General features: G+C 69.4%; 13 protein-coding genes and 1 tRNA gene. 10 read left to right on the forward strand and 4 right to left on the reverse strand.

The annotated features are described in order from the left end of the window. The first annotated feature begins 259 nt into the window (after window positions 1-259). Window positions 260-332, forward strand: a tRNA-Thr gene (locus ACIA8E_RS27695). Window positions 333-462: 130 nt separating this feature from the next. Here the strand turns inward: ACIA8E_RS27695 and ACIA8E_RS27700 are convergent. Next, complete coding sequence (locus ACIA8E_RS27700; RefSeq protein ID WP_399302024.1) at window positions 463-3,090, reverse strand: SpoIIE family protein phosphatase; 2,628 nt, start codon at window positions 3,088-3,090, stop codon at window positions 463-465. A gap of 403 nt (window positions 3,091-3,493) precedes the next feature. Between ACIA8E_RS27700 and ACIA8E_RS27705 the strand changes: the two genes are divergently transcribed. The 9 genes from ACIA8E_RS27705 to ACIA8E_RS27745 all read left to right on the forward strand — a co-directional run bounded on the left by ACIA8E_RS27705 (window position 3,494) and on the right by ACIA8E_RS27745 (window position 17,787). Next, window positions 3,494-8,917, forward strand: coding sequence for a HAMP domain-containing protein (locus tag ACIA8E_RS27705; RefSeq protein ID WP_399302025.1), 5,424 nt, complete (start codon window positions 3,494-3,496; stop codon window positions 8,915-8,917). Between the two features lie 244 nt (window positions 8,918-9,161). Beyond that, complete coding sequence (locus ACIA8E_RS27710; RefSeq protein ID WP_313939502.1) at window positions 9,162-9,839, forward strand: response regulator; 678 nt, start codon at window positions 9,162-9,164, stop codon at window positions 9,837-9,839. Window positions 9,840-10,006: 167 nt separating this feature from the next. Further along, window positions 10,007-12,793: a DNA translocase FtsK gene (locus tag ACIA8E_RS27715; RefSeq protein ID WP_399302026.1), complete on the forward strand. Its 2,787-nt coding sequence runs from the start codon at window positions 10,007-10,009 to the stop codon at window positions 12,791-12,793. Window positions 12,794-13,012: 219 nt separating this feature from the next. Further along, window positions 13,013-13,813, forward strand: coding sequence for a helix-turn-helix domain-containing protein (locus tag ACIA8E_RS27720; protein WP_399302027.1), 801 nt, complete (start codon window positions 13,013-13,015; stop codon window positions 13,811-13,813). Window positions 13,814-13,934: 121 nt separating this feature from the next. Next, window positions 13,935-15,413, forward strand: coding sequence for a 30S ribosomal protein S12 methylthiotransferase RimO (gene rimO, locus ACIA8E_RS27725; RefSeq protein WP_399302028.1), 1,479 nt, complete (start codon window positions 13,935-13,937; stop codon window positions 15,411-15,413). Further along, complete coding sequence (gene pgsA, locus ACIA8E_RS27730) at window positions 15,410-16,129, forward strand: CDP-diacylglycerol--glycerol-3-phosphate 3-phosphatidyltransferase (protein WP_399302029.1); 720 nt, start codon at window positions 15,410-15,412, stop codon at window positions 16,127-16,129. Before rimO ends, pgsA begins: the two co-directional genes overlap by 4 nt. Then, the gene (locus tag ACIA8E_RS27735; protein WP_399302030.1) at window positions 16,126-16,635 is read left to right on the forward strand and encodes a CinA family protein; all 510 of its coding nucleotides are present in this window, start codon (window positions 16,126-16,128) and stop codon (window positions 16,633-16,635) included. Before pgsA ends, ACIA8E_RS27735 begins: the two co-directional genes overlap by 4 nt. 109 nt (window positions 16,636-16,744) lie before the next feature. Continuing rightward, complete coding sequence (locus ACIA8E_RS27740) at window positions 16,745-17,128, forward strand: helix-turn-helix transcriptional regulator (protein ID WP_355768613.1); 384 nt, start codon at window positions 16,745-16,747, stop codon at window positions 17,126-17,128. A gap of 305 nt (window positions 17,129-17,433) precedes the next feature. Continuing rightward, window positions 17,434-17,787: a hypothetical protein gene (locus tag ACIA8E_RS27745; RefSeq protein ID WP_399302031.1), complete on the forward strand. Its 354-nt coding sequence runs from the start codon at window positions 17,434-17,436 to the stop codon at window positions 17,785-17,787. On the opposite strand, the gene ACIA8E_RS27750 is transcribed toward ACIA8E_RS27745, so the two are convergent. The 3 genes from ACIA8E_RS27750 to ACIA8E_RS27760 all read right to left on the reverse strand — a co-directional run bounded on the left by ACIA8E_RS27750 (window position 17,735) and on the right by ACIA8E_RS27760 (window position 24,153). Next, entirely contained in the window at window positions 17,735-18,499 is a 765-nt protein-coding gene (locus ACIA8E_RS27750; protein ID WP_399302032.1) for an SDR family NAD(P)-dependent oxidoreductase, read from the reverse strand. The two genes, ACIA8E_RS27745 and ACIA8E_RS27750, sit on opposite strands and share 53 nt — an antisense overlap. A gap of 36 nt (window positions 18,500-18,535) precedes the next feature. Continuing rightward, window positions 18,536-19,336 carry a DNA-formamidopyrimidine glycosylase family protein gene (locus ACIA8E_RS27755; protein WP_399302033.1) on the reverse strand — a complete coding sequence of 267 codons (801 nt, stop codon included), beginning with the start codon at window positions 19,334-19,336 and terminating at the stop codon, window positions 18,536-18,538. Window positions 19,337-19,461: 125 nt separating this feature from the next. Continuing rightward, window positions 19,462-24,153 (reverse strand): DEAD/DEAH box helicase, encoded by a 4,692-nt coding sequence (locus ACIA8E_RS27760; protein ID WP_399302034.1) that lies wholly within the window; start codon window positions 24,151-24,153, stop codon window positions 19,462-19,464. Between the last annotated feature and the right edge of the window lie 36 nt (window positions 24,154-24,189).

The raw sequence follows: 24,189 nt of genomic DNA on the forward strand, positions 1-24,189 counted from the left end.
AGCGCCGATGGTACTGCAGGGGGGACCCTGTGGGAGAGTAGGACGCCGCCGAACAATTATTCCGGGAAAGCCCCGCACCTCTGGTGCGGGGCTTTTCTGCGTTTATCGGATGCCGAATCGCCGGGGTGCCGGCACGCCGTGTCGGACCGTGGGGCGGGCGAAGGCAGGTGCCGACGATAAGGTTTGGACTCAGGCCGCGCGTGGTTATGACTCACCCTGAGTTCGGGGTATGCTCTATCTCGTTGCCACCGCGCAGCAGGCCCCAATAGCTCAGTCGGTAGAGCGTCTCCATGGTAAGGAGAAGGTCTACGGTTCGATTCCGTATTGGGGCTCAGGTAATGCGAAAGGCCCCCGCCGATGGCGGGGGCCTTTCGCATGTCCGGTGCCTACAGGCTCACTCTTCTGGAGGTGGTCCGGGTTGCCGCTGCCGGGGGCGGCGAGCAGCTCACCGATGAGTCGCTGTCAGGCCGTGTGCGGTTCCGGGACCCGCATGGCCAGGATGGCCATGTCGTCGGAGGCCGGTTCGGCGGCGAAGCGTTCGACGGCCCGCAGGACACGGGACGCCACCGCTCCGGCCGTGAGGCCCGTACAGGTGGTGAGAACGTCGGCCAGGCCGTCGTCCCCCAGCATGCGGGTACCTTCACGGCGTTCTGTCACGCCATCCGTCACGCAGAGCAGGACGTCGCCGGGGGTGAGGGTGACCGTCTGCTCGTACAGTTCGAGGTCCTCGATGACGCCCAGCAGCGGCTGCGGTTCGGCTGCTGCCTCGACCGTCCCGTCCTGGCGCAGGCGCAGTGGCAGGGGATGCCCGGCGCACACCACCTTGAGCAGGGCGCTGCCGTCCTTCTGGGGCCACAGCTCTCCGTAGAGGAGGGTGAGGAAGCGGCTGCGGGAGCCCTCGTCGAGGATGGCGGCGTTGAGACGCTCCAGGACGGCCGGGCCGCTGAAGCCCTCGCGGGCGAGCAGGCGCAGGGCGTGGCGGGCGAGGCCCGTGACGGCCGCGGCCTCCGGGCCCGTACCGCAGACGTCACCGATGGCGAAGCCGTATGCGCCGTCGCGGATCGGGAAGACGTCGTAGAAGTCGCCGCCGACCTCGTTGCCCTCGCCGGCCGCCCGATAGATGACCTCGATCTCGACATTGGGGACATCGGGGAGGCCCGGTGGCAGCAGGCTCCGCTGCAGGGACTGACTGATCGCCATGCGCTCCGAGTAGAGACGGGCGTTGTCGAGGGCGAGGGCGGCGCGGCGGGACAGGTCCTCGGCCAGTTCGAGGATCTCCTGGCGGAAGTGGTCGTCGGACGGTTTGCCGAGCGTGAGCATGCCGATGACGCGGTTCCGGGCGACGAGCGGCAGGACCACCGTCTCGCCGCCCACCGCGGCCGCGGTGGCCAGCGTCGTGCGGATGCCCGCGCCGAGAGCGGTGGACTCGCTGAGGCCGAGGCTGCGCATGGAAGTGCGCAGGGCCGCCTCGTGGGTGGCCTCGGAGGGTGCGGCCCAGACCCGGGCGCCGGGTGTCGGCACGGGGTCCGGCGGGGAGATCTTGGAGAGCAGCGCCTTGAGGCCGTCGATGAGTTCCTCGTCCTCGTGCAGCACATACGAGAGGTACGGCTCCGAGGACTGGTCGGCGATCGTGTAGACGGCGCACCAGGTGGCCAGGGTGGGAACCGTCATCTGGGCCATCAGCGCCAGTGTCTGGTCCCGGTCGAGCGTGCCGGCAAGGAGGTCGGAGGCCTCGACGAGGAAGGACAGCGAACCGCGGCGCAGCCGCTCGAGCTCGCCGAGGCGGGCCGATTCGACGGCGAGGGCGATACGGTCCGCGGCGAACTGGAGGCGCAGGGCTTCCTCGTTGGTGTACCGGCCCGGTGCTTCGGCGGCGACACCGAGTGAGCCGGTGAGCCGGCCTTCGACCTTGAGCGGGACGGTGACGACGGAGCGCATGCCGGTCCCGCCGAGCAGGGGTACGGCCCCGGGTACGGCGGTGAGGTCCTCGTGGACGGCGGGCATCCGGGCGGAGCCGTACCGTCCGGTGCCGGCCTCGACAGGGACCCGGGCGAAGCGCTGACGGGCGGACGGGAGGCCGGTCGTGGCCCGTACCTCCAGCTCCGTCTCGTCGTCCGTGGCCAGCAGCAGGAAGGCCGAATCCGCGTCGAGTATGTCGCGGGCCCGCTCGACGGTGCGTTGGAGCAGTCCGTCGAGGTCGTCGGGGGCGGGGGAACCGATGAACACCTCGAACGGGTCCGTGGTGCGGCTCTCGGCGCCGACGTCGGTGACGGGGGTGCGGACCGGGGACTGCAGCACGGCGCGCTCGTAGTCGCGGACGAGCAGGCAGACTGTCGACGGTTCGCCCTGGGTGTCGCGGACTCTGAGGTGCGAGGCATAGACCGGGATGGTGCGGCCGTCGGCGCCGCGGATCCCGTAACTGCCCTCCCAGCGGGAGAGCTGGAGCGCGTCGGCGATGCCTGTGTTGGTGCCGGGGGTGTGCGGCCACGCCATGAAGTCGGTGAGTTGCTTACCGGTGACCTGATCCGCGCTGTAGCCGAAGAGGTACGCGCAGTCGTCGTTCCAGGCAGCGATGGAACCGGAGCCGTCGATCTGGACGACGGCGACCCGGACACGTTCGTCGGCGACCGGGAGGAGATCGGTGGGGAGCAGGGGGCCGGCGGAGCGGATGCCCACCGGGCGTTCGGGGAGTTCGAGCTGGAACCAGACATGTTTGTGCGTCGGGGAGTACTCGACGCCCCACCGGGAAGCGAGCGCCGCGCAGAGCAGCAGACCGCGGCCGCTCTCCCGGTCCGGGCTGCCGAAGTCCAGACCGGTGCTCTGGAGCGGGATCTCCCGTTCCGGATAGTGGTCGGAGACCTCGACCCGGACGCCGTCCTCCGTACGCAGACACAGCACGTCGGCGGCGGTGCCTGCGTGCACCACCGCGTTGGTCACGAGCTCGCTGGTGAGGACGACCGCATCGTCCACGATGTCGGTGTACCCCCAGCCCTGAAGGGTGTCACGCACAAAGGCACGGGCGGTCGCGACGGAGCGCCCGACCGGGTCGAAGGTGGCAGCCGCGCGCGCGGTGATCACAGCACTCCCCATATGGTGTCTCGTCGCTTCCCCGAGTCCTGTGCCCGTTTCTCGCCGCTTCGATTCGCTTAGCCAGGCTAGACGCTCGGTCTCGGTCCCGGGTACACGAGGTCCGAGTTCGGACAAGGGCGACCAGGATGTGGTCGGTGACTGGACAAGTGTGGGCTTCCCAACGGAGGTATGAAGGACAACCGTTGGAGGTTCCACCTCGATCTGTTTCGGCCTGGTACGTTTCAACGATTTGACGTCCGCATGGTCACCCGTCAACGGTGGGCAGTGGCGGTGAGCCAATGTGGAACTGGGCAAGCTCCCAGATAAAGGCCCGAGCGATACGGTCAACCCCTGCGGGAGGGACACGGTGGAGTCTGGCGTGGCGGCGCGGGGATCAGGCACGCGCACAAAAGGCGGACAGTCCGTGAAGAAACAGCGCAATGGAACGATCGACGTGGATGCGGCGGCGCTCAACAGACTGCTCGCGGGCCTGGTGGCCATGCGCGACGGGAACTTCCGTCGGCGTCTGACCGTGTCGGGCGACGGCGTGATGACGGAGCTCGCGGCGGTCTTCAACGAGGTCGCCGACCGCAATCTCCATCTCACCAGCGAACTGGCACGTGTACGTCGCGTGGTCGGGCGCGAGGGGAAGCTGACCGAGCGGCTGGAGACAGGGGCCTGCGAGGGCTCCTGGGCCGCTGCCATCGATGCCTCGAACGAGCTGGTCGACGATCTGGCGCGGCCGGTGTCGGAGGTCGGGCGGGTGCTCTCGGCGGTTGCCGACGGTGATCTCGAACAGCGGATGGAGCTCCGGTCGCACACGTCCGACGAGACCGTTCGACCGCTGCGCGGCGAGTTCCTGAAGGTGGCCCGTACGGTCAACAACCTGGTCGACCAGCTGTCAGCGTTCACCGAGCAGGTGACGCGGGTTGCGGTCGAGGTGGGTACCGAAGGCAAGCTGGGCGGGCAGGCCCAGGTGCGCGGAATGTCCGGTTCCTGGAAGGATCTCACGGACTCCGTCAACACCATGGCGTACCGGCTCACCGCGCAGGTGCGGGACATCGCTCTGGTGACGACGGCGGTCGCCAAGGGTGATCTGTCGCGGAAGGTCACCGTCCATGTGGCCGGCGAGATGCTCCAGCTGAAGAACACCGTCAACACGATGGTCGACCAGCTGTCGTCGTTCTCCTCCGAGGTGACCCGGGTCGCCCGTGAGGTGGGCACGGAGGGCGAGCTGGGCGGTCAGGCGACGGTGCCCGGTGTGGCCGGGGTGTGGAAGGACCTCACCGACTCCGTCAACACGATGGCCGGAAACCTCACCTCGCAGGTGCGTGGCATCGCCGAGGTGACGACGGCGGTCGCCAATGGTGACCTGTCGCAGAAGGTCACGGTCAGCGCGCGCGGCGAGGTGGCGCAGCTCGCCGAGACGATCAACCAGATGACCGAGACGCTGCGGACCTTCGCGGACGAAGTGACGCGGGTGGCGAGCGAGGTCGGTGGCGAGGGTCTGCTCGGCGGTCAGGCGCAGGTTCCGGGTGCGGCGGGTACGTGGAAGGACCTCACCGATTCGGTGAACACGGTCTTCCGGAATCTGACGACGCAGGTGCGGGACATCGCGCAGGTGACCACGGCGGTGGCCAGCGGCGACATGACGCAGAAGGTCACGGTCGATGTGGCCGGCGAGATGCTGGAGCTGAAGAACACCGTCAACACGATGGTGGACCAGCTGCAGTCCTTCGGTTCCGAAGTGACCCGGGTCGCCCGGGAGGTCGGTGTCGAGGGCCGGCTGGGCGGCCAGGCCGAGGTTCCGGGTGCGGCGGGTACGTGGAAGGACCTCACCGATTCGGTGAACACGGCGTTCCGGAACCTGACGGGTCAGGTGCGGGACATCGCGCAGGTGACCACGGCGGTCGCGAACGGCGATCTGTCGCAGAAGGTCACGGTCGATGTGGCCGGCGAGATGCTGGAGCTGAAGAACACCGTCAACACGATGGTGGCGCAGCTGTCGTCCTTCGCCGACCAGGTGACCCGGATGGCACGGGACGTGGGCACGGAGGGCCGGCTCGGCGGCCAGGCGCGGGTCGACGGCGTCTCCGGTACGTGGAAGGAGCTCACCGACTCCGTCAACTTCATGGCGGGGAACCTGACCTCCCAGGTGCGTCAGATCGCCCAGGTGACGACTGCGGTCGCGCGGGGCGATCTCTCGCAGAAGATCGACGTGGATGCCCGCGGCGAGATCCTGGAGCTGAAGAACACCATCAACACGATGGTCGACCAGCTCTCCGCCTTCGCCGAGCAGGTGACCCGGGTGGCCCGTGAGGTGGGCACCGACGGGCGGCTCGGCGGCCAGGCGCAGGTGCCCGGCGTGGCCGGTGTGTGGCGCGATCTGACCGATTCGGTGAACGGCATGGCGGGGAACCTCACCGCTCAGGTGCGTAACATCGCGCAGGTCGCGACCGCGGTGGCGCGCGGTGACCTGTCGCAGAAGATCGACGTGGACGCCCGCGGCGAGATCCTGGAGCTGAAGAACACCCTCAACACGATGGTCGACCAGCTGTCGAACTTCGCGGAGCAGGTGACGCGGGTCGCCCGTGAGGTGGGCACGGCAGGAATTCTGGGCGGCCAGGCCGAGGTACAGGGCGTGTCCGGTACCTGGAAGGACCTCACCCAGTCCGTCAACGGCATGGCGAACAACCTGACCCTGCAGGTCCGCAACATCGCCGAGGTCACCACCGCGGTCGCCAAGGGCGATCTGTCCAAGAAGATCACCGTCGACGCCAAGGGCGAAATCCTCGAACTGGTGACGACCGTCAACACGATGGTCGACCAGCTGCTCAACTTCGCCGACGAGGTGACGCGAGTCGCGCGCGAGGTGGGCACCGAGGGCATCCTGGGCGGCCAGGCCCGGGTACGAGGTGCGACGGGCATCTGGAAGGACCTCAGCGACAACGTCAACCTGATGGCCAACAACCTGACCAGCCAGGTGCGGAACATCTCCCGGGTTTCGTCCGCGGTCGCCAACGGCGACCTCACCAAGAAGGTCACCGTCGAGGCCCGCGGCGAGGTCGCCGAGCTCGCCGACACCGTCAACACGATGGTGACGACGCTGTCGTCGTTCGCCGACGAGGTGACGCGAGTCGCTCGTGAGGTGGGCACGGAGGGCGAACTGGGCGGTCAGGCGCGGGTCCCGGGCGTCTCCGGTACGTGGAAGGACCTGACCGAGTCGGTGAACTCGATGGCGTCCAACCTGACCGGTCAGGTGCGCCAGATCGCCACGGTCACCACAGCCATCGCCAAGGGCGATCTCACCAAGAAGATCGACATCGACGCCCGCGGCGAGATCCTGGAGCTGAAGAACACCATCAACACGATGGTCGACCAGCTGTCGTCCTTCGCCGAGCAGGTGACCCGGGTGGCCCGTGAGGTGGGCACCGAGGGGCAGCTGGGCGGCCAGGCACGGGTCCGGGACGTGGACGGCACCTGGCGCGACCTCACCGAGTCCGTGAACGAGATGGCCGGGAACCTGACCCGTCAGGTGCGAGCCATCGCGGCCGTCGCCACCGCGGTGACCCGCGGCGATCTCAACCTCAAGATCGACGTGGACGCGGCCGGCGAGATCCAGGCCCTGCAGGACAACATCAACACGATGATCGCCAACCTGCGCGACACCACGGCCACCAACAAGGAGCAGGACTGGCTCAAGGGCAACCTCGCCCGGATCTCCGGTCTGATGCAGGGGCGCCGCGATCTCGACGACGTCGCTTCGCTGATCATGAGCGAGCTGACCCCGGTCGTCTCGGCGCAGCACGGGGCGTTCTTCCTGGCCGTGCCGACCGGCGACATCGAGGCGGTGGGCGCGGAGATCGACAAGGAAGGCGCGTATGTGCTCCGGATGCGGGGCAGCTACGGATACTCCGCGGGATCGATGCCGACGTCGTTCCGGCCGGGCGAGACGCTCATCGGCACGGCGGCGGAGGAGAAGCGGACGATCCAGGTGGACAACGTGCCACCGGGTTATCTGAAGATCTCCTCGGGGCTCGGCGAGGCGCCGCCCGCGCATGTGGTCGTGCTGCCGGTGCTCTTCGAGGGGCAGGTCCTCGGTGTGATCGAGCTGGCCTCGTTCCAGCCGTTCACCCACATTCAGCGGGACTTCCTCAACCAGCTCGCCGAGATGATCGCGACGAGCGTCAACACGATCAGTGTCAACACCAAGACGGAGAAGCTCCTGGAGCAGTCGCAGGAGCTGACCGAGCAACTGCGGGACCGGTCGGAGGAGTTGGAGAACCGGCAGAAGGCGCTGCAGGCCTCCAACGCCGAACTGGAGGAGAAGGCCGAGCTGCTGGCCCAGCAGAACCGCGACATCGAGGTGAAGAACACCGAGATCGAGGAGGCCCGGCAGGTTCTGGAGGAGCGCGCCGAGCAGCTTGCCGTCTCGATGCGCTACAAGTCCGAATTCCTGGCGAACATGTCGCACGAGCTGCGTACGCCGCTCAACTCGCTACTCATCCTGGCCAAGTTGCTCGCGGACAACGCCGAGGGCAATCTCTCGCCGAAGCAGGTGGAGTTCGCCGAGACGATCCACGGGGCCGGTTCCGACCTGCTTCAGCTGATCAACGACATCCTCGATCTGTCGAAGGTCGAGGCGGGCAAGATGGACGTCAGCCCGACCCGGATCGCGCTGGTCCAGCTGGTCGACTATGTGGAGGCGACGTTCCGGCCGCTCACTGCGGAGAAGGGGCTCGACTTCTCGGTACGGGTGTCGCCGGAGCTGCCCGCGACGCTGCACACGGACGAACAGCGGCTGCTGCAGGTGCTGCGCAATCTGCTGTCCAACGCGGTGAAGTTCACCGACAGCGGCGCCGTCGAGCTGGTGATCCGGCCTGCCGGCGCCGATGTGCCGAACGCGATCCGTGAGCAGCTCCTCGAAGCCGGTTCGCTGCGCGACCCCGACGCCGATCTGATCGCGTTCTCGGTCACCGACACCGGAATCGGGATCGCGTCCAGCAAGATGCTGGTGATCTTCGAGGCGTTCAAGCAGGCGGACGGTACGACGAGCCGCAAGTACGGCGGTACCGGGCTCGGGCTGTCCATCAGCCGCGAGATCGCTCGGCTGCTGGGCGGCGAGATCCACGCGGCGAGCGAGCCGGGCCGTGGCTCGACCTTCACGCTGTATCTGCCGCTTCACCCCAGTGAGCTGCCGCCGCAGGGCTACCCGCAGATCGGTCCCGGTCCCATCGAGGCGCATGGCCAGGCGGTCGAGGAAGGGCTGATTCCGGAGGCGGGCGCGGGCACCGTTCTGTCGGCACCGCCGCACGGTCAGGTCGGTTCCGCAGGGCTGTTCCGGCATCGCCGCAAGGCGCTCGGCGGAAGGGAGCGGAGGCCCGCGCTGTCGGCGAGGAGCACCGCGCCGCCCCAGGAGTCGTGGGCGGCGGCCGGTCAGGAGGAGCCCGAGGCCCGCAAGGTGTTCCGGTTCGATGGCGAGAAGGTGCTGATCGTCGACGACGACATCCGTAACGTCTTCGCGCTGACCAGCGTGCTGGAGCAGCACGGTCTCTCGGTGCTGTACGCGGAGAACGGGCGCGAGGGCATCGAAGTCCTGGAGCAGCACGACGATGTGACGGTTGTGCTGATGGATATCATGATGCCGGAGATGGACGGCTATGCGACGACGACGGCGATCCGGCGGATGCCGCAGTTCGCCGGGCTGCCCATCATCGCGCTGACCGCGAAGGCGATGAAGGGCGACAGGGAGAAGGCGATCGATTCCGGTGCTTCCGACTATGTCACCAAGCCGGTTGATCCTGACCATCTGCTCTCCGTCATGGAGCAGTGGATGCGCGGAGAATGATCGCCGATTGAGCGGATCGCGATAAGTTGCTGATCGACTGTGCTCGAAGGGGTGTGAGAGGGCAGTGGACGGGGAACCTTCTGGTCTCCCACCGCGTTTTTGGTATGTGCACAGTGACATCGCGGTGACAGGGTGTGGTGACGGGCGGGGTGCGGCTACCATGACCGGCACAAGGACGGACGGCGCAAGGGAGTCGTCCCCTGGGGCGGCGCCCGGTGCAATTCCGGGGCGAGGAGGACGGGCCATGGTGCAGAAGGCCAAGATCCTCCTGGTCGATGACCGGCCGGAGAATCTGCTGGCGCTGGAGGCCATCCTCTCTGCGCTCGATCAGACGCTGGTACGGGCATCGTCAGGGGAGGAAGCGCTCAAAGCGCTACTGACGGACGACTTTGCGGTCATTCTGCTGGACGTCCAGATGCCAGGCATGGACGGTTTCGAAACCGCCGCGCATATCAAGCGGCGTGAGCGGACCCGGGACATTCCGATCATCTTCCTCACCGCGATCAATCACGGTCCACATCACACCTTCCGGGGGTACGCGGCGGGCGCGGTGGACTACATCTCGAAGCCGTTCGATCCCTGGGTGCTGCGCGCCAAGGTCTCGGTCTTCGTCGAGCTCTACATGAAGAACTGCCAACTGCGCGAGCAGGCCGCTCTGCTCAGGCTCCAGCTCGAGGGCGGCGGCCGGCCGAGCGCGGACCAGGACAAGGAGCCCGCCGGACTGCTGGCCGAACTGTCGGCGCGCCTCGCGGCCGTCGAGGAGCAGGCGGAGGCCCTCTCCAAGCAGCTCGACGACGAGTCGGCGGACGCCGCGGCGGTGGCCACGGCCGCCCATCTCGAACGGAAGCTGACCGGACTGCGGCGTGCGCTCGACGCGCTGGAGCCGGGTACCGGGAGCGGCACGGCCGCGCTTCCTTCGTAACACGTCCTCCGCGGAACGCCCGGCCGGCAAGCCGTGTGCGGGGTCGGGGCGCTGACGGTACGTCCACGGTGAGGGCGCGTCAGTTTGCGGCCTCTGCACGGCGACACGGTCGGGTGAACCCAGAGGCGCACGTGTTCACGGCCGCCGACACCGGTAACCTCGGCATCATGGCCTCACGTACGTCCGGCAAGGGTTCCCAGGGCACGGCGGGCACCGCGAAGCGTCCCGGCCGTACCGCGGGTCCGGCGAAGAAAGCCGCACCCGCGAAGAAAGCCGCCGCGAAGAAGACGACGCCCGCGAAGAAGGCACCGGCAAAGAAGGCGTCGGCCAAGAAGGCGGCTGCGCCCAGACCCGCACCGTCACCCACCGGGGGCGTGTACTGGCTGGTGCGCGCCATCTGGCTCGGTGCGGCCCATGCCGTCGGCGCGATGCTCCGCGGCATAGGGCGCGGCGCCAAGGGACTCGATCCCGCACACCGCAAGGACGGTGTCGCCCTTCTGCTGCTCGGCCTCGCGCTGATCGTCGCCGCGGGCACCTGGTCGAATCTGCGGGGGCCCGTCGGAGACCTCGTCGAGATGCTCGTCACCGGCGCCTTCGGCCGGCTCGATCTGCTCGTCCCGATACTGCTCGGCGCGATCGCCGTGCGGCTGATCCTCTACCCCGAGAAGCCCGAGGCCAACGGTCGTATCGTCATCGGTCTCTCCGCCCTGGTCATCGGGGTGCTCGGGCAGGTGCACATCGCGTGCGGATCGCCGGGCCGCGAGGACGGCAGCGAGGCGATGCAGGACGCGGGCGGCCTGATCGGCTGGGCCGCCTCCAAGCCGTTGATCTACACCATGGGCGAGGTCCTCGCCGTACCGCTGCTCCTGCTCCTCACCGTCTTCGGACTGCTCGTCGTCACCGCGACCCCGGTGAACGCCATTCCGCAGCGGCTGCGGCTGCTCGGCTCCAAGCTGGGGATCGTCGACCCGGAGTACGACCCCGAGGCGGATGACGAGAGCGACGACGAGCGGTACGACGAGCAATGGCGCGACGCACTGCCCGCCCGCTCACGACGCTCCTCCGCGCGCCGCTCCGAGGCGCCCGAGGAGTACGACCCCGCGCAGGCCGAGGCCGAGGCGCTCTCCAGGCGCCGCAGGCCGCGCAGGCCCTCCGTGCAGCCCGCGATGAACCGCACCATGGACGCGGTGGACGTCGCCGCGGCCGCGGCAGCGGCGCTCGACGGGGCGGTGTTCAACGGCATGCCGCCCTCGCCGATCGTCGCCGACCTCACCCAGGGCGTCACCGTCGAGCGGGACCGTGAACGGTCGGGCACCCCGGTGCCCGGGGCCCGCGAGGCGGAGCAGGCCCAGGGGGCGGAGAAGCCGGAGAAGAGTGCAGCGCTCTTCGACGGCGTACCCGATCTGACGAAGCCCGCGCCCGACCGCGCACAGTCCCAGCCGCTCCCGGCCCGCGCCGAGCAGCTGCAGCTCTCCGGGGACATCACGTACGCGCTGCCCTCGCTCGACCTGCTGGAACGCGGCGGCCCGGGCAAGACCCGCAGCGCCGCCAACGACACGATCGTCGCCTCCCTGACGAACGTCTTCACCGAGTTCAAGGTCGATGCCGCGGTCACCGGCTTCACCCGCGGACCGACGGTGACGCGCTACGAGGTGGAGCTCGGCCCGGCTGTGAAGGTCGAGCGGATCACGGCACTCGCCAAGAACATCGCGTACGCCGTCGCCAGCCCCGACGTCCGGATCATCTCCCCGATCCCGGGGAAGTCCGCCGTCGGTATCGAGATCCCCAACACCGACCGCGAGATGGTCAACCTCGGTGATGTGCTGCGTCTCGCGGACGCGGCCGAGGACGACCACCCGATGCTGGTCGCGCTCGGCAAGGACGTCGAGGGCGGCTACGTGATGGCCAACCTCGCGAAGATGCCGCACGTGCTGGTGGCCGGTGCGACCGGTTCCGGCAAGTCGTCCTGCATCAACTGCCTGATCACCTCGGTCATGGTGCGGGCGACCCCGGAGGACGTACGGATGGTGCTGGTCGACCCCAAACGCGTCGAGCTGACCGCGTACGAGGGCATCCCGCACCTGATCACGCCGATCATCACCAACCCGAAGCGCGCCGCCGAGGCACTGCAGTGGGTCGTACGGGAGATGGACCTCCGGTACGACGACCTCGCAGCGTTCGGATACCGGCACATCGACGACTTCAACCAGGCCGTGCGCAACGGCAAGGTCAAGCTGCCGGAGGGCAGCGAGCGGGAGCTCTCCCCGTACCCGTATCTGCTGGTCATCGTCGACGAGCTGGCCGACCTGATGATGGTCGCTCCGCGCGACGTCGAGGACTCCATCGTCCGGATCACCCAGCTGGCGCGCGCCGCGGGCATCCATCTCGTGCTCGCCACCCAGCGGCCCTCGGTCGATGTCGTCACCGGTCTGATCAAGGCTAATGTGCCCTCCCGGCTCGCCTTCGCGACCTCTTCGCTCGCCGACAGCCGCGTCATCCTCGACCAGCCCGGCGCCGAGAAGCTGATCGGCAAGGGGGACGGACTGTTCCTGCCGATGGGGGCCAACAAGCCCACCCGCATGCAGGGCGCGTTCGTCACGGAGGGCGAGGTCGCGGCCATCGTCCAACACTGCAAGGATCAGATGGCGCCCGTCTTCCGCGAGGACGTGGTGGTCGGCGGCGCCAAGAAGAAGGAGATCGACCAGGACATCGGCGACGACCTGGATCTGCTCTGCCAGGCCGCCGAACTGGTCGTCTCCACCCAGTTCGGTTCCACCTCGATGCTCCAGCGCAAGCTGCGGGTCGGCTTCGCCAAGGCCGGCCGGCTCATGGACCTCATGGAGTCGCGGAACATCGTCGGACCGAGCGAGGGGTCCAAGGCACGCGATGTCATGGTGAAACCGGATGAACTGGACGAGGTGTTGGCACAGATCCGCGGGGAAACTGCTTCGTAAGGGTCTGATGGGCAACCGTTTCGCCGGGTCGCACGTCAACTTGATGGAAGGGGCAGCAGGATGTTCTTCCAGAGGGCGTCCGGCGAATGGGACGGCGTTCGCATCCGATGGTGTTCGAATCCGATGGCGTACAAAGTCCTTGCTCCCGGTTGCCTCACCCTTTCGTACCCCCCCTAGACTGAACACCCAGCAGGTGGCTCACGCTCGAAAGGCGCCCCCGTGTCCATCGGCAACTCCCCCGAAGACGACCGGCCTTCGATCGGTCGAGTGCTTCAGCAGGCTCGTATCGCCGCAGGTCTCACGGTCGAAGAGGTCAGCTCGTCCACCCGGGTGCGCATCCCCATCGTGCGCGCGATCGAGGAGGACGACTTCTCCCGCTGCGGCGGCGACGTGTACGCCCGCGGCCATATCCGCACCTTGGCTCGTGCCGTCTCCATCGATCCGGAACCGTTGGTTTCGCAGTACGACGCCGAGCACGGCGGCCGTCCTGCGCCCACGCCGGCGGCGCCGATGTTCGAAGCCGAACGGATCCGTTCCGATCCCCGTCGGCCCAACTGGACCGCGGCCATGGTCGCGGCGATCGTCGCCGTGGTCGGTTTCGTCGGCTTCACCTTCTTCAAGGGCGCTGACGACGGCGGCACGTCCACGCAGGTCGCGGAAGGCTCGACGCCCAACACGGCCAGCCCCAAACCCAAGCCCACCAAGACCACCGATCCCAAGCCCGTACCGTCCGACAGCGCCATCGCCGCGGCCCCGCGGGACAAGGTCACGGTCAAGCTCAGCGCCAGTCAGGGCAAGAGCTGGATCTCTGCCAAGGACCACAACGGGCGGCAACTCTTCGACGGGCTGCTGCTGCAGGGCCAGTCCAAGACCTTCCAGGACAAGGAGCGCATCGACCTCGTCCTCGGTGACGCAGGTTCGATCGAGCTCTTCGTCAACGGCAAGAAGGTCGAGGACAAGTTCCAGCCGGGCCAGGTCGAGCGGCTCTCGTACACGAAGGGCGACCCCGAGGTCGGCTGACGGCAATGTGTACACCGCGAGCGCCCGGCAATCCTGCCGGGCGCTCGCGTCATTGTTACTCCCTGTAAGGGCGGAACCCTGCTCGGCGGGGCGAGTGCCAGGACAAAGTAGTCTTGAGCCCATGCCCGAACGCCGTACCGTCGCCCTTGTCACTCTTGGCTGCGCCCGTAACGAGGTGGACTCGGAGGAGCTCGCAGGCCGCTTGGCAGCGGACGGCTGGGAGCTCGTCGAGGATGCCTCCGACGCGGATGTCGCCGTCGTCAACACCTGTGGATTCGTCGAGGCCGCCAAGAAGGACTCCGTCGACGCTCTTCTCGAAGCCAACGATCTGAAGGACCACGGCCGGACCCAGGCCGTGGTCGCGGTCGGCTGCATGGCCGAGCGCTACGGCAAGGATCTTGCCGAAGCCCTGCCGGAAGCCGACGGGGTCCTCGGTTTCGACGACTACGCCGACATCTCCGACCGCCTCCAGACCATCCTCAACGGTGGCATCCACGCCTCGCACACCCCGCGTGACCGGCGCAAGCTGCTGCCGATCAGCCCGGCCGAGCGGCAGGACGCCGCGGTCGCGCTGCCCGGGCACGCGCAGGAAGCCGCCCCGGCCCCTGCAGACCTCCCGGACGGGGTTGCGCCGGTCTCCGGGCCGCGCGCGCCGCTGCGCCGCCGGCTGGGCACCAGCCCGGTCGCCTCGGTGAAGCTCGCCTCCGGCTGCGACCGCCGCTGCTCCTTCTGCGCCATCCCGTCCTTCCGCGGCTCCTTCATTTCGCGGCGCCCCTCGGACGTTCTGCAGGAGACCCGCTGGCTGGCCGAGCAGGGCGTCAAGGAGGTCATGCTGGTCTCCGAGAACAACACCTCGTACGGCAAGGACCTCGGCGACATCCGGCTGCTGGAGACGCTGCTGCCGGAGCTCGCCGACGTCGAAGGGATCGAGCGGATCCGGGTCAGCTACCTGCAGCCCGCCGAGATGCGGCCCGGTCTGATCGACGTACTGACGTCGACGCCGAAGGTCGCCCCGTACTTCGATCTCTCCTTCCAGCACTCCGCCCCCGGGGTGCTGCGCGCGATGCGCCGCTTCGGGGACACCGACCGCTTCCTGGAGCTCCTGGAGACCATCCGCAGCAAGGCGCCGCAGGCCGGTGCGCGGTCGAACTTCATCGTGGGCTTCCCCGGGGAGACCGAGGCCGACCTCGCCGAGCTGGAACGCTTCCTCACGGGTGCGCGGCTCGATGCGATCGGCGTCTTCGGGTACTCCGACGAGGAGGGCACCGAGGCGGTCGGCTACGAGAACAAGCTCGGCCCCGACGTCATCGCGGAGCGGCTCGCGCACATCTCGCAGCTGGCCGAGGAGCTGACATCCCAGCGCGCCGAGGAGCGGCTCGGAGAGTCCCTCCAGGTGCTGGTCGAGTCGGTCGACCCCACGGACGACGAGCCGCGAGCGGTGGGGCGTGCGGCGCATCAGGCTCCCGAAACGGACGGCCAGGTGCTCTTCACCGGGCGCGAGGGCCTCGTGCCGGGCCGTATGGTCGAGGCAAAGGTGGTGGGCACCGAGGGAGTGGACCTGGTGGCCGAGTGTTCCGAGCTTGCGGAGGCAGCCAGATGACCGGAGTCCCGGCATCCGCGGCAGGCGGATCCGGCACGAAGCCGGTCCGCGGCGGCAAGCTGGGCACTGCGGCCGTCAACCAGGCCAGCCTGTGGAACATCGCCAACATCCTGACCATGGTGCGGCTGCTGCTGGTGCCCGGCTTCGTCATGCTGCTGCTGCACAACGGCGGCTACGACCCGGCCTGGCGCTCGGTCGCCTGGGCAGCGTTCGCCATTGCCATGATCACCGACCTCTTCGACGGTCACCTGGCGCGCACATACAACCTGGTCACCGACTTCGGGAAGATCGCCGACCCGATCGCGGACAAGGCGATCATGGGTGCGGCGCTGATCTGTCTGTCGTACCTCGGCGATCTGCCGTGGTGGGTCACGGGCGTGATCCTCTTCCGTGAGATCGGCATCACCTTGATGAGGTTCTGGGTGATACGGCATGCGGTGATTCCGGCCAGTCGCGGCGGCAAGATGAAAACACTGGCGCAGGGGACGGCCGTCGGGATGTATGTCCTGGCTCTGACCGGCCCGCTTGCCACGCTGCGCTTCTGGGTGATGGCGGTGGCCGTTGTGCTGACGGTGGTCACCGGGCTCGACTATGTGCGTCAGGCGGTCGTGCTGCGGCGCAAGGGGCTGGCGGCTGAGCGGGCCGCTGCGGCCGACCGGGCTTCCGGGACATCCGCGTCCGCCGGCGCTTCGGATTCCGCGGAGGCCGAGCGGTGACTTCCGCGGCCCGGGTGCTGCAGCTGCTCGTGGAGCGTGGTGAGACTCTCGCCGTCGCCGAGTCGCTGACCGGCGGCCTGGTCGCGGCGGAGCTGACGTCCGTACCCGGCGCCTCGCACTCCTTCCGTGGGTCCGTGACGGCGTACGCCACGCCCCTGAAGCGGGACGTGCTGGCTGTGGACGGGGCCCTGCTGGCAGCGCACGGTGCGGTGGATCCCGAGGTCGCGCGGCAGATGGCGACGGGTGTGCGGCGCGTTCTCGGTGCAGACTGGGGGTTGTCGACCACCGGCGTCGCGGGACCGGAGCCGCAGGACGGCAAGCCCGTCGGGACGGTCTACGTAGCGGTCGCGGGGCCGGACGGCGCGGAGAAAGTGGCCACGCTGCGGTTGAACGGCGACCGGGCGGACATCCGTAGAGAGAGTGTACGGAGCGTGCTCGAATTGCTCTCCGGCGAACTCGGCGAGAATGCGAGCGCACAGGATACGGAACACAACGGGGGGAATTGATGTTTGCAGCCCTGAGTGAACACGACATCGCTCCCCGCACGGCCGCAGCGCAAGGCGGTACGGTGGGGCGTGAAGGATGCGGCTACGCGGTCCGAGGAGGGAGCCACCGATGATTCTGCTCCGTCGCCTGCTTGGTGACGTGCTGCGTCGGCAGCGCCAGCGCCAAGGCCGTACTCTGCGCGAAGTCTCCTCGTCCGCCCGAGTCTCGCTCGGCTATCTCTCCGAGGTGGAGCGGGGGCAGAAGGAGGCATCCTCCGAGCTGCTCTCCGCCATTTGCGACGCGCTTGACGTACGGATGTCCGAGCTCATGCGTGAAGTGAGCGATGAGCTGTCGCTGGCTGAGCTGGCCGAGTCGGCAGCAGCCGGCAATCCGGTACCTGTACCGGTGCGCCCCATGCTCAATTCCGTCTCCGTGACGTCGGTGGCAGGTGTGCCGACGGGACGGGTGACAATCAAGGCACCCGCGGAAGCGGTGGATGTGGTCGCCGCCTGACCCGCGCACTCGGTGTGCACCGGAGCCCCGGTCGGCCCCCTCTGGGGCCGGTCGGGGCTTCTGCGTGTGCGGAGGCTCGGGCGGGGGATGTGCGGGATGAGGAGCTCCGAAAGTCTGCATATCAGTTGAATTTCCCGAATTACGGTTTCAACTCATATGTGCCATCGTGGGTGATGCGCCGACGACTATGAGGTCATGAGGCCGTACGAATGGAGGCTCGTCCGCGCCGCGCGCGCCGGTACTGCACCGGTGCGCTCTCCCGCCGGGTGATCGGGCCGGACTAGGTTCGGTCGGAGGAGGCAGCCATGGTACGGCGATGGGTGCCCGCACTCGTTCTCGGCGGGGTGTGGTGGTGGGCTGTGCTGCGACTGCTGCTGGAGCCGGAACGCGTAGGGCTGGTCGAGGGCGCGGTGGCAGCGGGCGGATGGGGGCTGAGCCTGCTGCCCGTCCATGTGGCCGCGAGCGCGGGTCCGACCGGAACGGTCGGGGCCGACGGCGACACGGCCGGGTGGTTCGCGGTCGGGATGCGCCGCGCCGGCAGCGCGTGGCGTACTGCCGGAGCGTGGCGCACCACCGGGGCGCGGCTCACTGCCGAGGCGTGGCGTACTACCAGGGCATGGCGACGCCGCCGTTCGGGCGGAGGATCTGGCCGGTCATGAAGGCCGACGCGTCGGACGCCAGGTGCAGGACCGTGTGGGCGACATCTTCCGCCTCACCCACCCGGCCGAGCGGAGAGATCCGGACCATCGCGGTCTCTGTCCGATGCTGCAGTTCCGCGTCGTGCTTGACGGTCATCGGGGTACGGATCCAGCCTGGCGCGACTGCATTGACGCGGATGGAACGAGGCCCGAGCTCGGTCGCCAGGGTCCTGGTCAGTTGGACGACCGCCGCCTTGGCGGCGCTGTAGCAGAGCAGGCCCGGACTTGCGGCGTCGACCGCGCCCGAGGCCATGGTGATCAGAGAGCCGGGTGCACCGCGCGCGATCATGCTGCGGGCCACCTCCTGGCAGGCGTACAGAACGCCTTTGAAATTGACGGCGAGGACGCGGTCCAGGTCCTCGTCCGCCGTGTCCAGGACGCTGCTCGTGTGCATGATTCCGGCGACGGCGGCCAGGATGTCGAGGTCGCCCGCTGCGGCCACCGCGTCCCGGAGCTGACTGCGGTCGGTGACATCGAGTTGATGGGTGTGGGCTGCGCCACTCGCTTTGGTGATCATCTCCTGCGTTTCCAGGAGGCCCGTCCCGTCGCGGTCCGCGCAGTGGACGGTTGCTCCCGCCTCCGCGAGCAGGACGGCACTGGCCCGGCCGATGCCGCCGGCCGCGCCGGTGATGAACGCGGAGCGGCCGGTGAGGTCGTACGCGGTGAGAGGCATGCCCGGACCGTACGACCGTATCTGACGGTGCGTCAACTACGGTGTGGGGCCCGATTGGCAGCGTGGGCACCAATATGTGGGACGGGTGTCCTGGTCCGCCTCACGAATGGGAGCGCCGCATCTCAGACAGGGGCGGTGGGCCCGGCCGTACACCCACAGCCGCTCAGTCGGGACGTACCCGTGAGCCCGGGAACCGGTGGTCGTGCGGACCGGTCGGTCCCGATTGGCTTCGAGGAGCTGCTTGGCCGTGGTGACCAGGCGCACGGCGGTGGTGGCGGGCAGGTCACCGACGGGGAGCCAGGGCGTGGCGCGGGCGAGGAAACAAAGTTCGGCCTTGTAGATGTTGCCGATTCCGGCCAGGTTGCGCTGGTCCAGGAGGGCTTCACCGAGGGGACGGGCGGGGGTGGCGAGCAGGTTGCGCAGCGCGGTGTCCGGGTCCCAGTCGGGGCCCAGCAGATCGGGGCCGAGATGGCCGACCGCCTTCTCCTCGTCGACTGTGCGGAGGAGTTCCAGGACGGGCAGCCGGTAACCGACCGCTGTGTGGTCCGCGGTGGAGAGAATCGCGCGGATCTGATGGGCCGGGCCGCCGCGCCAGCGCTCGCCCGGGGCGTAGACGCGCCAGGAACCGTCCATCCGCAGATGGCTGTGGAGAGTGAGGCCGCCCTCGATCCGGGTGAGGAGATGCTTGCCGCGCGACAGGGTGCCGAGGACGGTCCGGCCGGTGAGGTCGGCGGTCGCGAACCGAGGGACGCGCAGGTCGGAGCGGGTGAGGACCTGGTCGGCCAGTGCAGTGTGCAGACGCCTGGCGGTCTGCAGGACGGTATCTCCTTCGGGCATGTCTCCATGATGCGTGGTGGGGGCGGGGTGTGAGGGTGTGCGTGGCCGTGGCCGTGGGTGTGGGCGGGCGCGAGGAAGCCGGGGCCGGTGAGGTGAGCGCGCGTGGGGCCGGGCGGCGCGTGAGGTCAGGCCCGCAGACGGAGACCTCTCGGGGTGGCGAGGAAGCCGGCCGCCTCCAGTGTGCGGCCCAGCGGCGAGGTCAGGGACGAGGCGCCGTTGGTGCGCTCCACCGTGACCGTGCCGAGCGCCCCCGCGCGGGCCGCGGTGGCCAGCGCCTCGGCCGCCGCCCGGAGCGAGGGGTCCTCCGGATCCGTCGGCCAGGCAAGCAGGGTCTTGCCGCCGCGCTCCATGTACAGCGTCAGTTCGCCGTCGACCAGGACCACCAGGGCGCCGGCCTTGCGCCCCGGTCTGTGTCCGGCGCCGTCCGGGGGCTCGGGCCAGGACAGGGCAGCGCCGTACGCGTTGGCCGGGTCGGCGGCGGCGAGGACCAGGGCGCGGGGCGCCGCTCCCGGTTCCGTGCGGTCGCGGGCGGTGGACGCCGCACGGAGCCGGTCGACCGCTCCGTCCATCGCGAACTGGGCTGCTCCCAGGCCCTCGACGACGTAGCCGCGGCGGGCCTGCCCGTTGTCCTCGAAGGCGGAGAGGATGCGGTACGTCGCGGAGAAGCCGCCCTCGACGCCTTCGGCCTGGACCGCGCCGCGGGTCACCACGCCGTGACGGTCCAGAAGCATGCGCGCCAAGGCGTGCGCGCGGTGCGTGGGATCGGGCTCGGCGGTGGGCAGCAGGGACCAGCGGCCCGAGACAGTGGGAGGGCCGGTGCGTGACGCGGGGCGGGCGGCGGCGGTGAGCGAGCCGTAACGGCCGCGGGGCACGCTGCGCTTCGCGCGGTGGGCGGTCGATCCTGCCGTACGTCCGGACCCGAGGAGCGAACGCAGTGGCGCCAGCGTGTCGTTGGTCAGCCGGCCGGACCAGGTCAGCTCCCAGATGGCGTCGGCCAGTTGAGGATCGGTGCAGTCCGGGTGGGTGGTGGCGCGGACCTGATCGGCGATCTGCCGGAAGAACAGCCCGTACCCGCCGGTCAGGGTGGTCAGAACGGATTCGTGCAGCGCGCTGAGTTCGAGTGGGTGCGGGGGCGGGAGGAGCAGGGGCGCGCTGTCGGCGAGATAGAGGGACAGCCAGCCGTCCTTGCCGGGAAGGGCGCCCGCGCCGGCCCAGATCACCTCGCCCGTGGTGGTGAGTTCGTCGAGCAGGGCGGGGGCGTACCCCGTGACCCGGCCCGGCAGGATCAGCTTCTCCAGCGCCGATGCGGGGACGGGGGCACCCTGCAACTGTTCGACGGCGCGGGCCAGTCCGTCGATTCCGCGCAGGCTGTTGTTGCCGAGATGCTGCCACTGCGGGAGGAAGCCGGCGAGGGCGGCGGGCGGGACCGGCTCCAACTCGTGCCGGAGCGCGGCGAGGGACCGGCGGCGGAGCCGACGCAACACTGTGGCGTCGCACCATTCCTGGCCGATGCCTGCGGGGTGGAACTCCCCCTGGACGATCCGGCCGGACGCGGCGAGCCGCTGCAGAGCGCCGTCCGTGACCGCGGTGCCGAGGCCGAAGCGGGCGGCGGCACCGGTGGAGGTGAACGGACCGTGCGTACGGGCGTAGCGGGCGAGGAGATCGCCTAGCGGGTCCTTCACCGGTTCGGTGAACGCCTCGGGGACGCCGACCGGGAGGGCCGTGCCCAGCGCGTCACGCAGTCGGCCCGCGTCCTCGATCGCCGCCCAGTGGTCGGCTCCGCCTATCCGGACCCGGATGGCCCGGCGAGCTGCGGCCAGCTCCGGGGCCCACGGCTGCTCGGCACCGCGCTCGGCCAACTCGGCGTCGGTGAGCGGGCCGAGGACGCGGAGCAGGTCGGCGACGCCTTCGACGTCCTTGATCCGGCGGTCCTCGGTCAGCCACTGGAGCTCCTGCTCCAGCCCGCTCAGCACCTCGGCGTCGAGCAGCTCGCGCAGTTCGGCCTGGCCCAGGAGCTCGGCGAGGAGATGGGAGTCGAGGGAGAGCGCGGCCGCCCGGCGCTCGGCGAGCGGAGAGTCGCCCTCGTACAGGAACTGCGCCACATAGCCGAAGAGGAGCGAGCGCGCGAAGGGCGAGGGCTCCTGGGTGGTCACCTCGACCAGGCGGACGCGGCGCGCTTCGAGATCGCCCATCAGTTCCGCGAGCCCGGGAACGTCGAAGACGTCCTGCAGGCATTCACGGACCGCTTCGAGGACGATCGGGAAGGAGCCGAACTCCGAGGCCACCTGGAGGAGCTGGGCGGCGCGCTGACGCTGCTGCCAGAGCGGGGTGCGCTTGCCCGGGCTGCGGCGGGGCAGCAGCAGGGCGCGCGCCGCACACTCGCGGAAGCGGGAGGCGAACAGGGCGGATCCGCCGACCTGATCGGTGACGATCTGGTTGATCTCGCCCTGGTCGAAGACGACATCGGCGGCGCCGACGGGCGGCTGATCGCTGTCGTGCGCCGCTGCGGCCAACGGGGCCGGCTCCCGCGGCGAGTTCCGGGACGAGTTCTGTGACGGGTCAGGGGCGAGGTCCTGGGCCGGATCGAAGTCCAGGAGATCCAGGCCCATCATGTCGGCGTCGGGCAGCCGCAGCACGATGCCGTCGTCGGCATGCATCACCTGGGCGTCCAAGCCGTACCGCTCGGCGAGGCGGGCTCCCAGCGCCAGCGCCCACGGAGCATGGACCTGCGCACCGAACGGGGAGTGCACGACCACCCGCCAGTCGCCCAGCTCGTCGCGGAATCGCTCGACGAGGATGGTCCGGTCGTCGGGGACATGGCCGCAGGCGGCGCGCTGTTCGCCGATGTACGACAGGACGTTGTCGGCGGCCCAGGTGTCGAGGCCGGCGGCGAGCAGCCGCGACCTGGCGTCCTCGGACGACATTCCGCCGATCTCGCGAACGAACGCGCCCAGGGCACGGCCCAGCTCCAGCGGGCGGCCCAGCTGGTCGCCCTTCCAGAACGGCAGCCTTCCCGGAACCCCGGGGGCCGGGGACACCAGGACCCGGTCGCGGGTGATGTCCTCGATCCGCCAGGACGTGGTGCCCAGCGTGAAGACATCGCCGACCCGGGACTCGTACACCATCTCCTCGTCCAGCTCGCCGACCCGGCCGCCGCCCTTCTTGGGGTCGGCACCGGCGAGGAAGACCCCGAAGAGCCCGCGGTCGGGGATGGTGCCGCCGGAGGTGACCGCGAGCCGCTGGGCGCCGGGGCGGCCCGTGACCGTACCGGCGACGCGGTCCCAGACCACGCGCGGGCGCAGCTCGGCGAAGGCATCCGACGGATAGCGGCCGGCCAGCATGTCCAGCACGGCCGTGAACGCCGACTCCGGCAGCGAGGCGAAAGGGGCGGCACGGCGGGTCACGGCCAGCAGATCGTCCACCTGCCAGGTGTCCAGGGCGACCATGGCGACCAGCTGCTGGGCCAGCACGTCCAGCGGATTGGACGGGATCCGGAGTGCCTCGATCGAGCCGGAGCGCATCCGCTCGGTGACCACCGCCGCCTGGACCAGGTCGCCGCGGTACTTCGGGAAGACCACTCCGGTGGAGACCGCACCGACCTGGTGCCCGGCACGGCCGACCCGCTGCAGCCCGGAGGCGACCGACGGCGGCGACTCCACCTGGACCACCAGGTCGACCGCACCCATGTCGATGCCCAGCTCCAGACTGGAGGTGGCGACCACGGCAGGCAGCCGGCCCGCCTTCAGATCCTCCTCGACCTGGGCGCGCTGCTCCTTGGAGACCGAACCGTGGTGTGCGCGGGCGAGCAGTGCCGGGGCACCCTTCGCCGCACCGGACTCGGCCATGATCTCGGCGGGGGAGTGGGCCTCCGGCAGCGTCTCGCCGGTGGCCCGCTCGTACGCGATCTCGTTGAGCCGGTTGCACAGTCTCTCCGCGAGACGGCGGGAGTTGGCGAAGACGATCGTGGAGCGGTGCGCCTGGACGAGGTCGGTGATCCGCTCCTCGACATGCGGCCAGATCGACGGCTTTTCCGTCTGGCCCGCTTGATCCGGGTCGGTGGCGGGCGAACCGCCGAGCTCGCCCAGATCCTCCACCGGCACGACCACCGACAGATCGAACCGCTTGGTGGACGGCGGCTGGACGATCTCCACCTTCCGCTGCGGCGAGAGGAACCGCGCCACTTCGTCGACCGGACGGACCGTCGCCGACAGGCCGATCCGCCGTGCCGGACGAGGCAGCAGCTCGTCGAGACGCTCCAGCGACACGGCGAGATGTGCGCCCCGCTTCGTACCGGCCACTGCGTGCACCTCGTCGAGAATCACCGTCTCGATCCCCGACAGGGCCTCCCGAGCCGAGGAGGTCAGCATCAGGAACAGCGACTCGGGGGTGGTGATCAGGATGTCCGGCGGCCGGGTCGCCATGGAGCGTCGCTCGGCGGGCGGCGTGTCCCCCGAGCGGATGCCCACCCGCACGTCGGGCTCGGGCAGCCCGAGCCGCACCGATTCCTGGCGGATCCCGGTCAGCGGTGAGCGCAGATTGCGCTCCACGTCGACAGCCAGGGCCTTCAGGGGCGATACGTACAGCACGCGGCAGCGCTTCTTCGCCTCGGCGGGCGGCGGGACCGCGGCCAGCCGGTCCAGCGCGGCGAGGAACGCGGCGAGCGTCTTGCCCGATCCGGTGGGCGCGACGACCAGCACGTCCGAACCCTCGCCGATCGCGCGCCAGGCACCCTCCTGCGCGGAAGTCGGCGCGCTGAAGGCACCCGAGAACCAGCCGCGGGTGGCGGGGGAGAACGAATCGAGCGCAGAGCCGGCCATGTCCCCCATCGTGCACCCGACCACTGACAACGGACG

Origin of the sequence: Streptomyces sp. NPDC051664, assembly GCF_044453545.1 — a bacterium.
Classification (GTDB): domain Bacteria; phylum Actinomycetota; class Actinomycetes; order Streptomycetales; family Streptomycetaceae; genus Streptomyces.

Excerpts from the sequence above, each read along its gene's own strand:
- ACIA8E_RS27700 (WP_399302024.1), bottom strand. The coding sequence starts at position 3,090 with ATGGGGAGTGCTGTGATCACCGCGCGCGCGGCTGCCACCTTCGACCCG.
- ACIA8E_RS27710 (WP_313939502.1), top strand. The coding sequence starts at position 9,162 with ATGGTGCAGAAGGCCAAGATCCTCCTGGTCGATGACCGGCCGGAGAAT.
- ACIA8E_RS27715 (WP_399302026.1), top strand. The coding sequence starts at position 10,007 with ATGGCCTCACGTACGTCCGGCAAGGGTTCCCAGGGCACGGCGGGCACC.
- rimO (WP_399302028.1), top strand. The coding sequence starts at position 13,935 with ATGCCCGAACGCCGTACCGTCGCCCTTGTCACTCTTGGCTGCGCCCGT.
- pgsA (WP_399302029.1), top strand. The coding sequence starts at position 15,410 with ATGACCGGAGTCCCGGCATCCGCGGCAGGCGGATCCGGCACGAAGCCG.
- ACIA8E_RS27740 (WP_355768613.1), top strand. The coding sequence starts at position 16,745 with ATGATTCTGCTCCGTCGCCTGCTTGGTGACGTGCTGCGTCGGCAGCGC.
- ACIA8E_RS27745 (WP_399302031.1), top strand. The coding sequence starts at position 17,434 with ATGGTACGGCGATGGGTGCCCGCACTCGTTCTCGGCGGGGTGTGGTGG.
- ACIA8E_RS27750 (WP_399302032.1), bottom strand. The coding sequence starts at position 18,499 with ATGCCTCTCACCGCGTACGACCTCACCGGCCGCTCCGCGTTCATCACC.
- ACIA8E_RS27755 (WP_399302033.1), bottom strand. The coding sequence starts at position 19,336 with ATGCCCGAAGGAGATACCGTCCTGCAGACCGCCAGGCGTCTGCACACT.
- ACIA8E_RS27760 (WP_399302034.1), bottom strand. The coding sequence starts at position 24,153 with ATGGCCGGCTCTGCGCTCGATTCGTTCTCCCCCGCCACCCGCGGCTGG.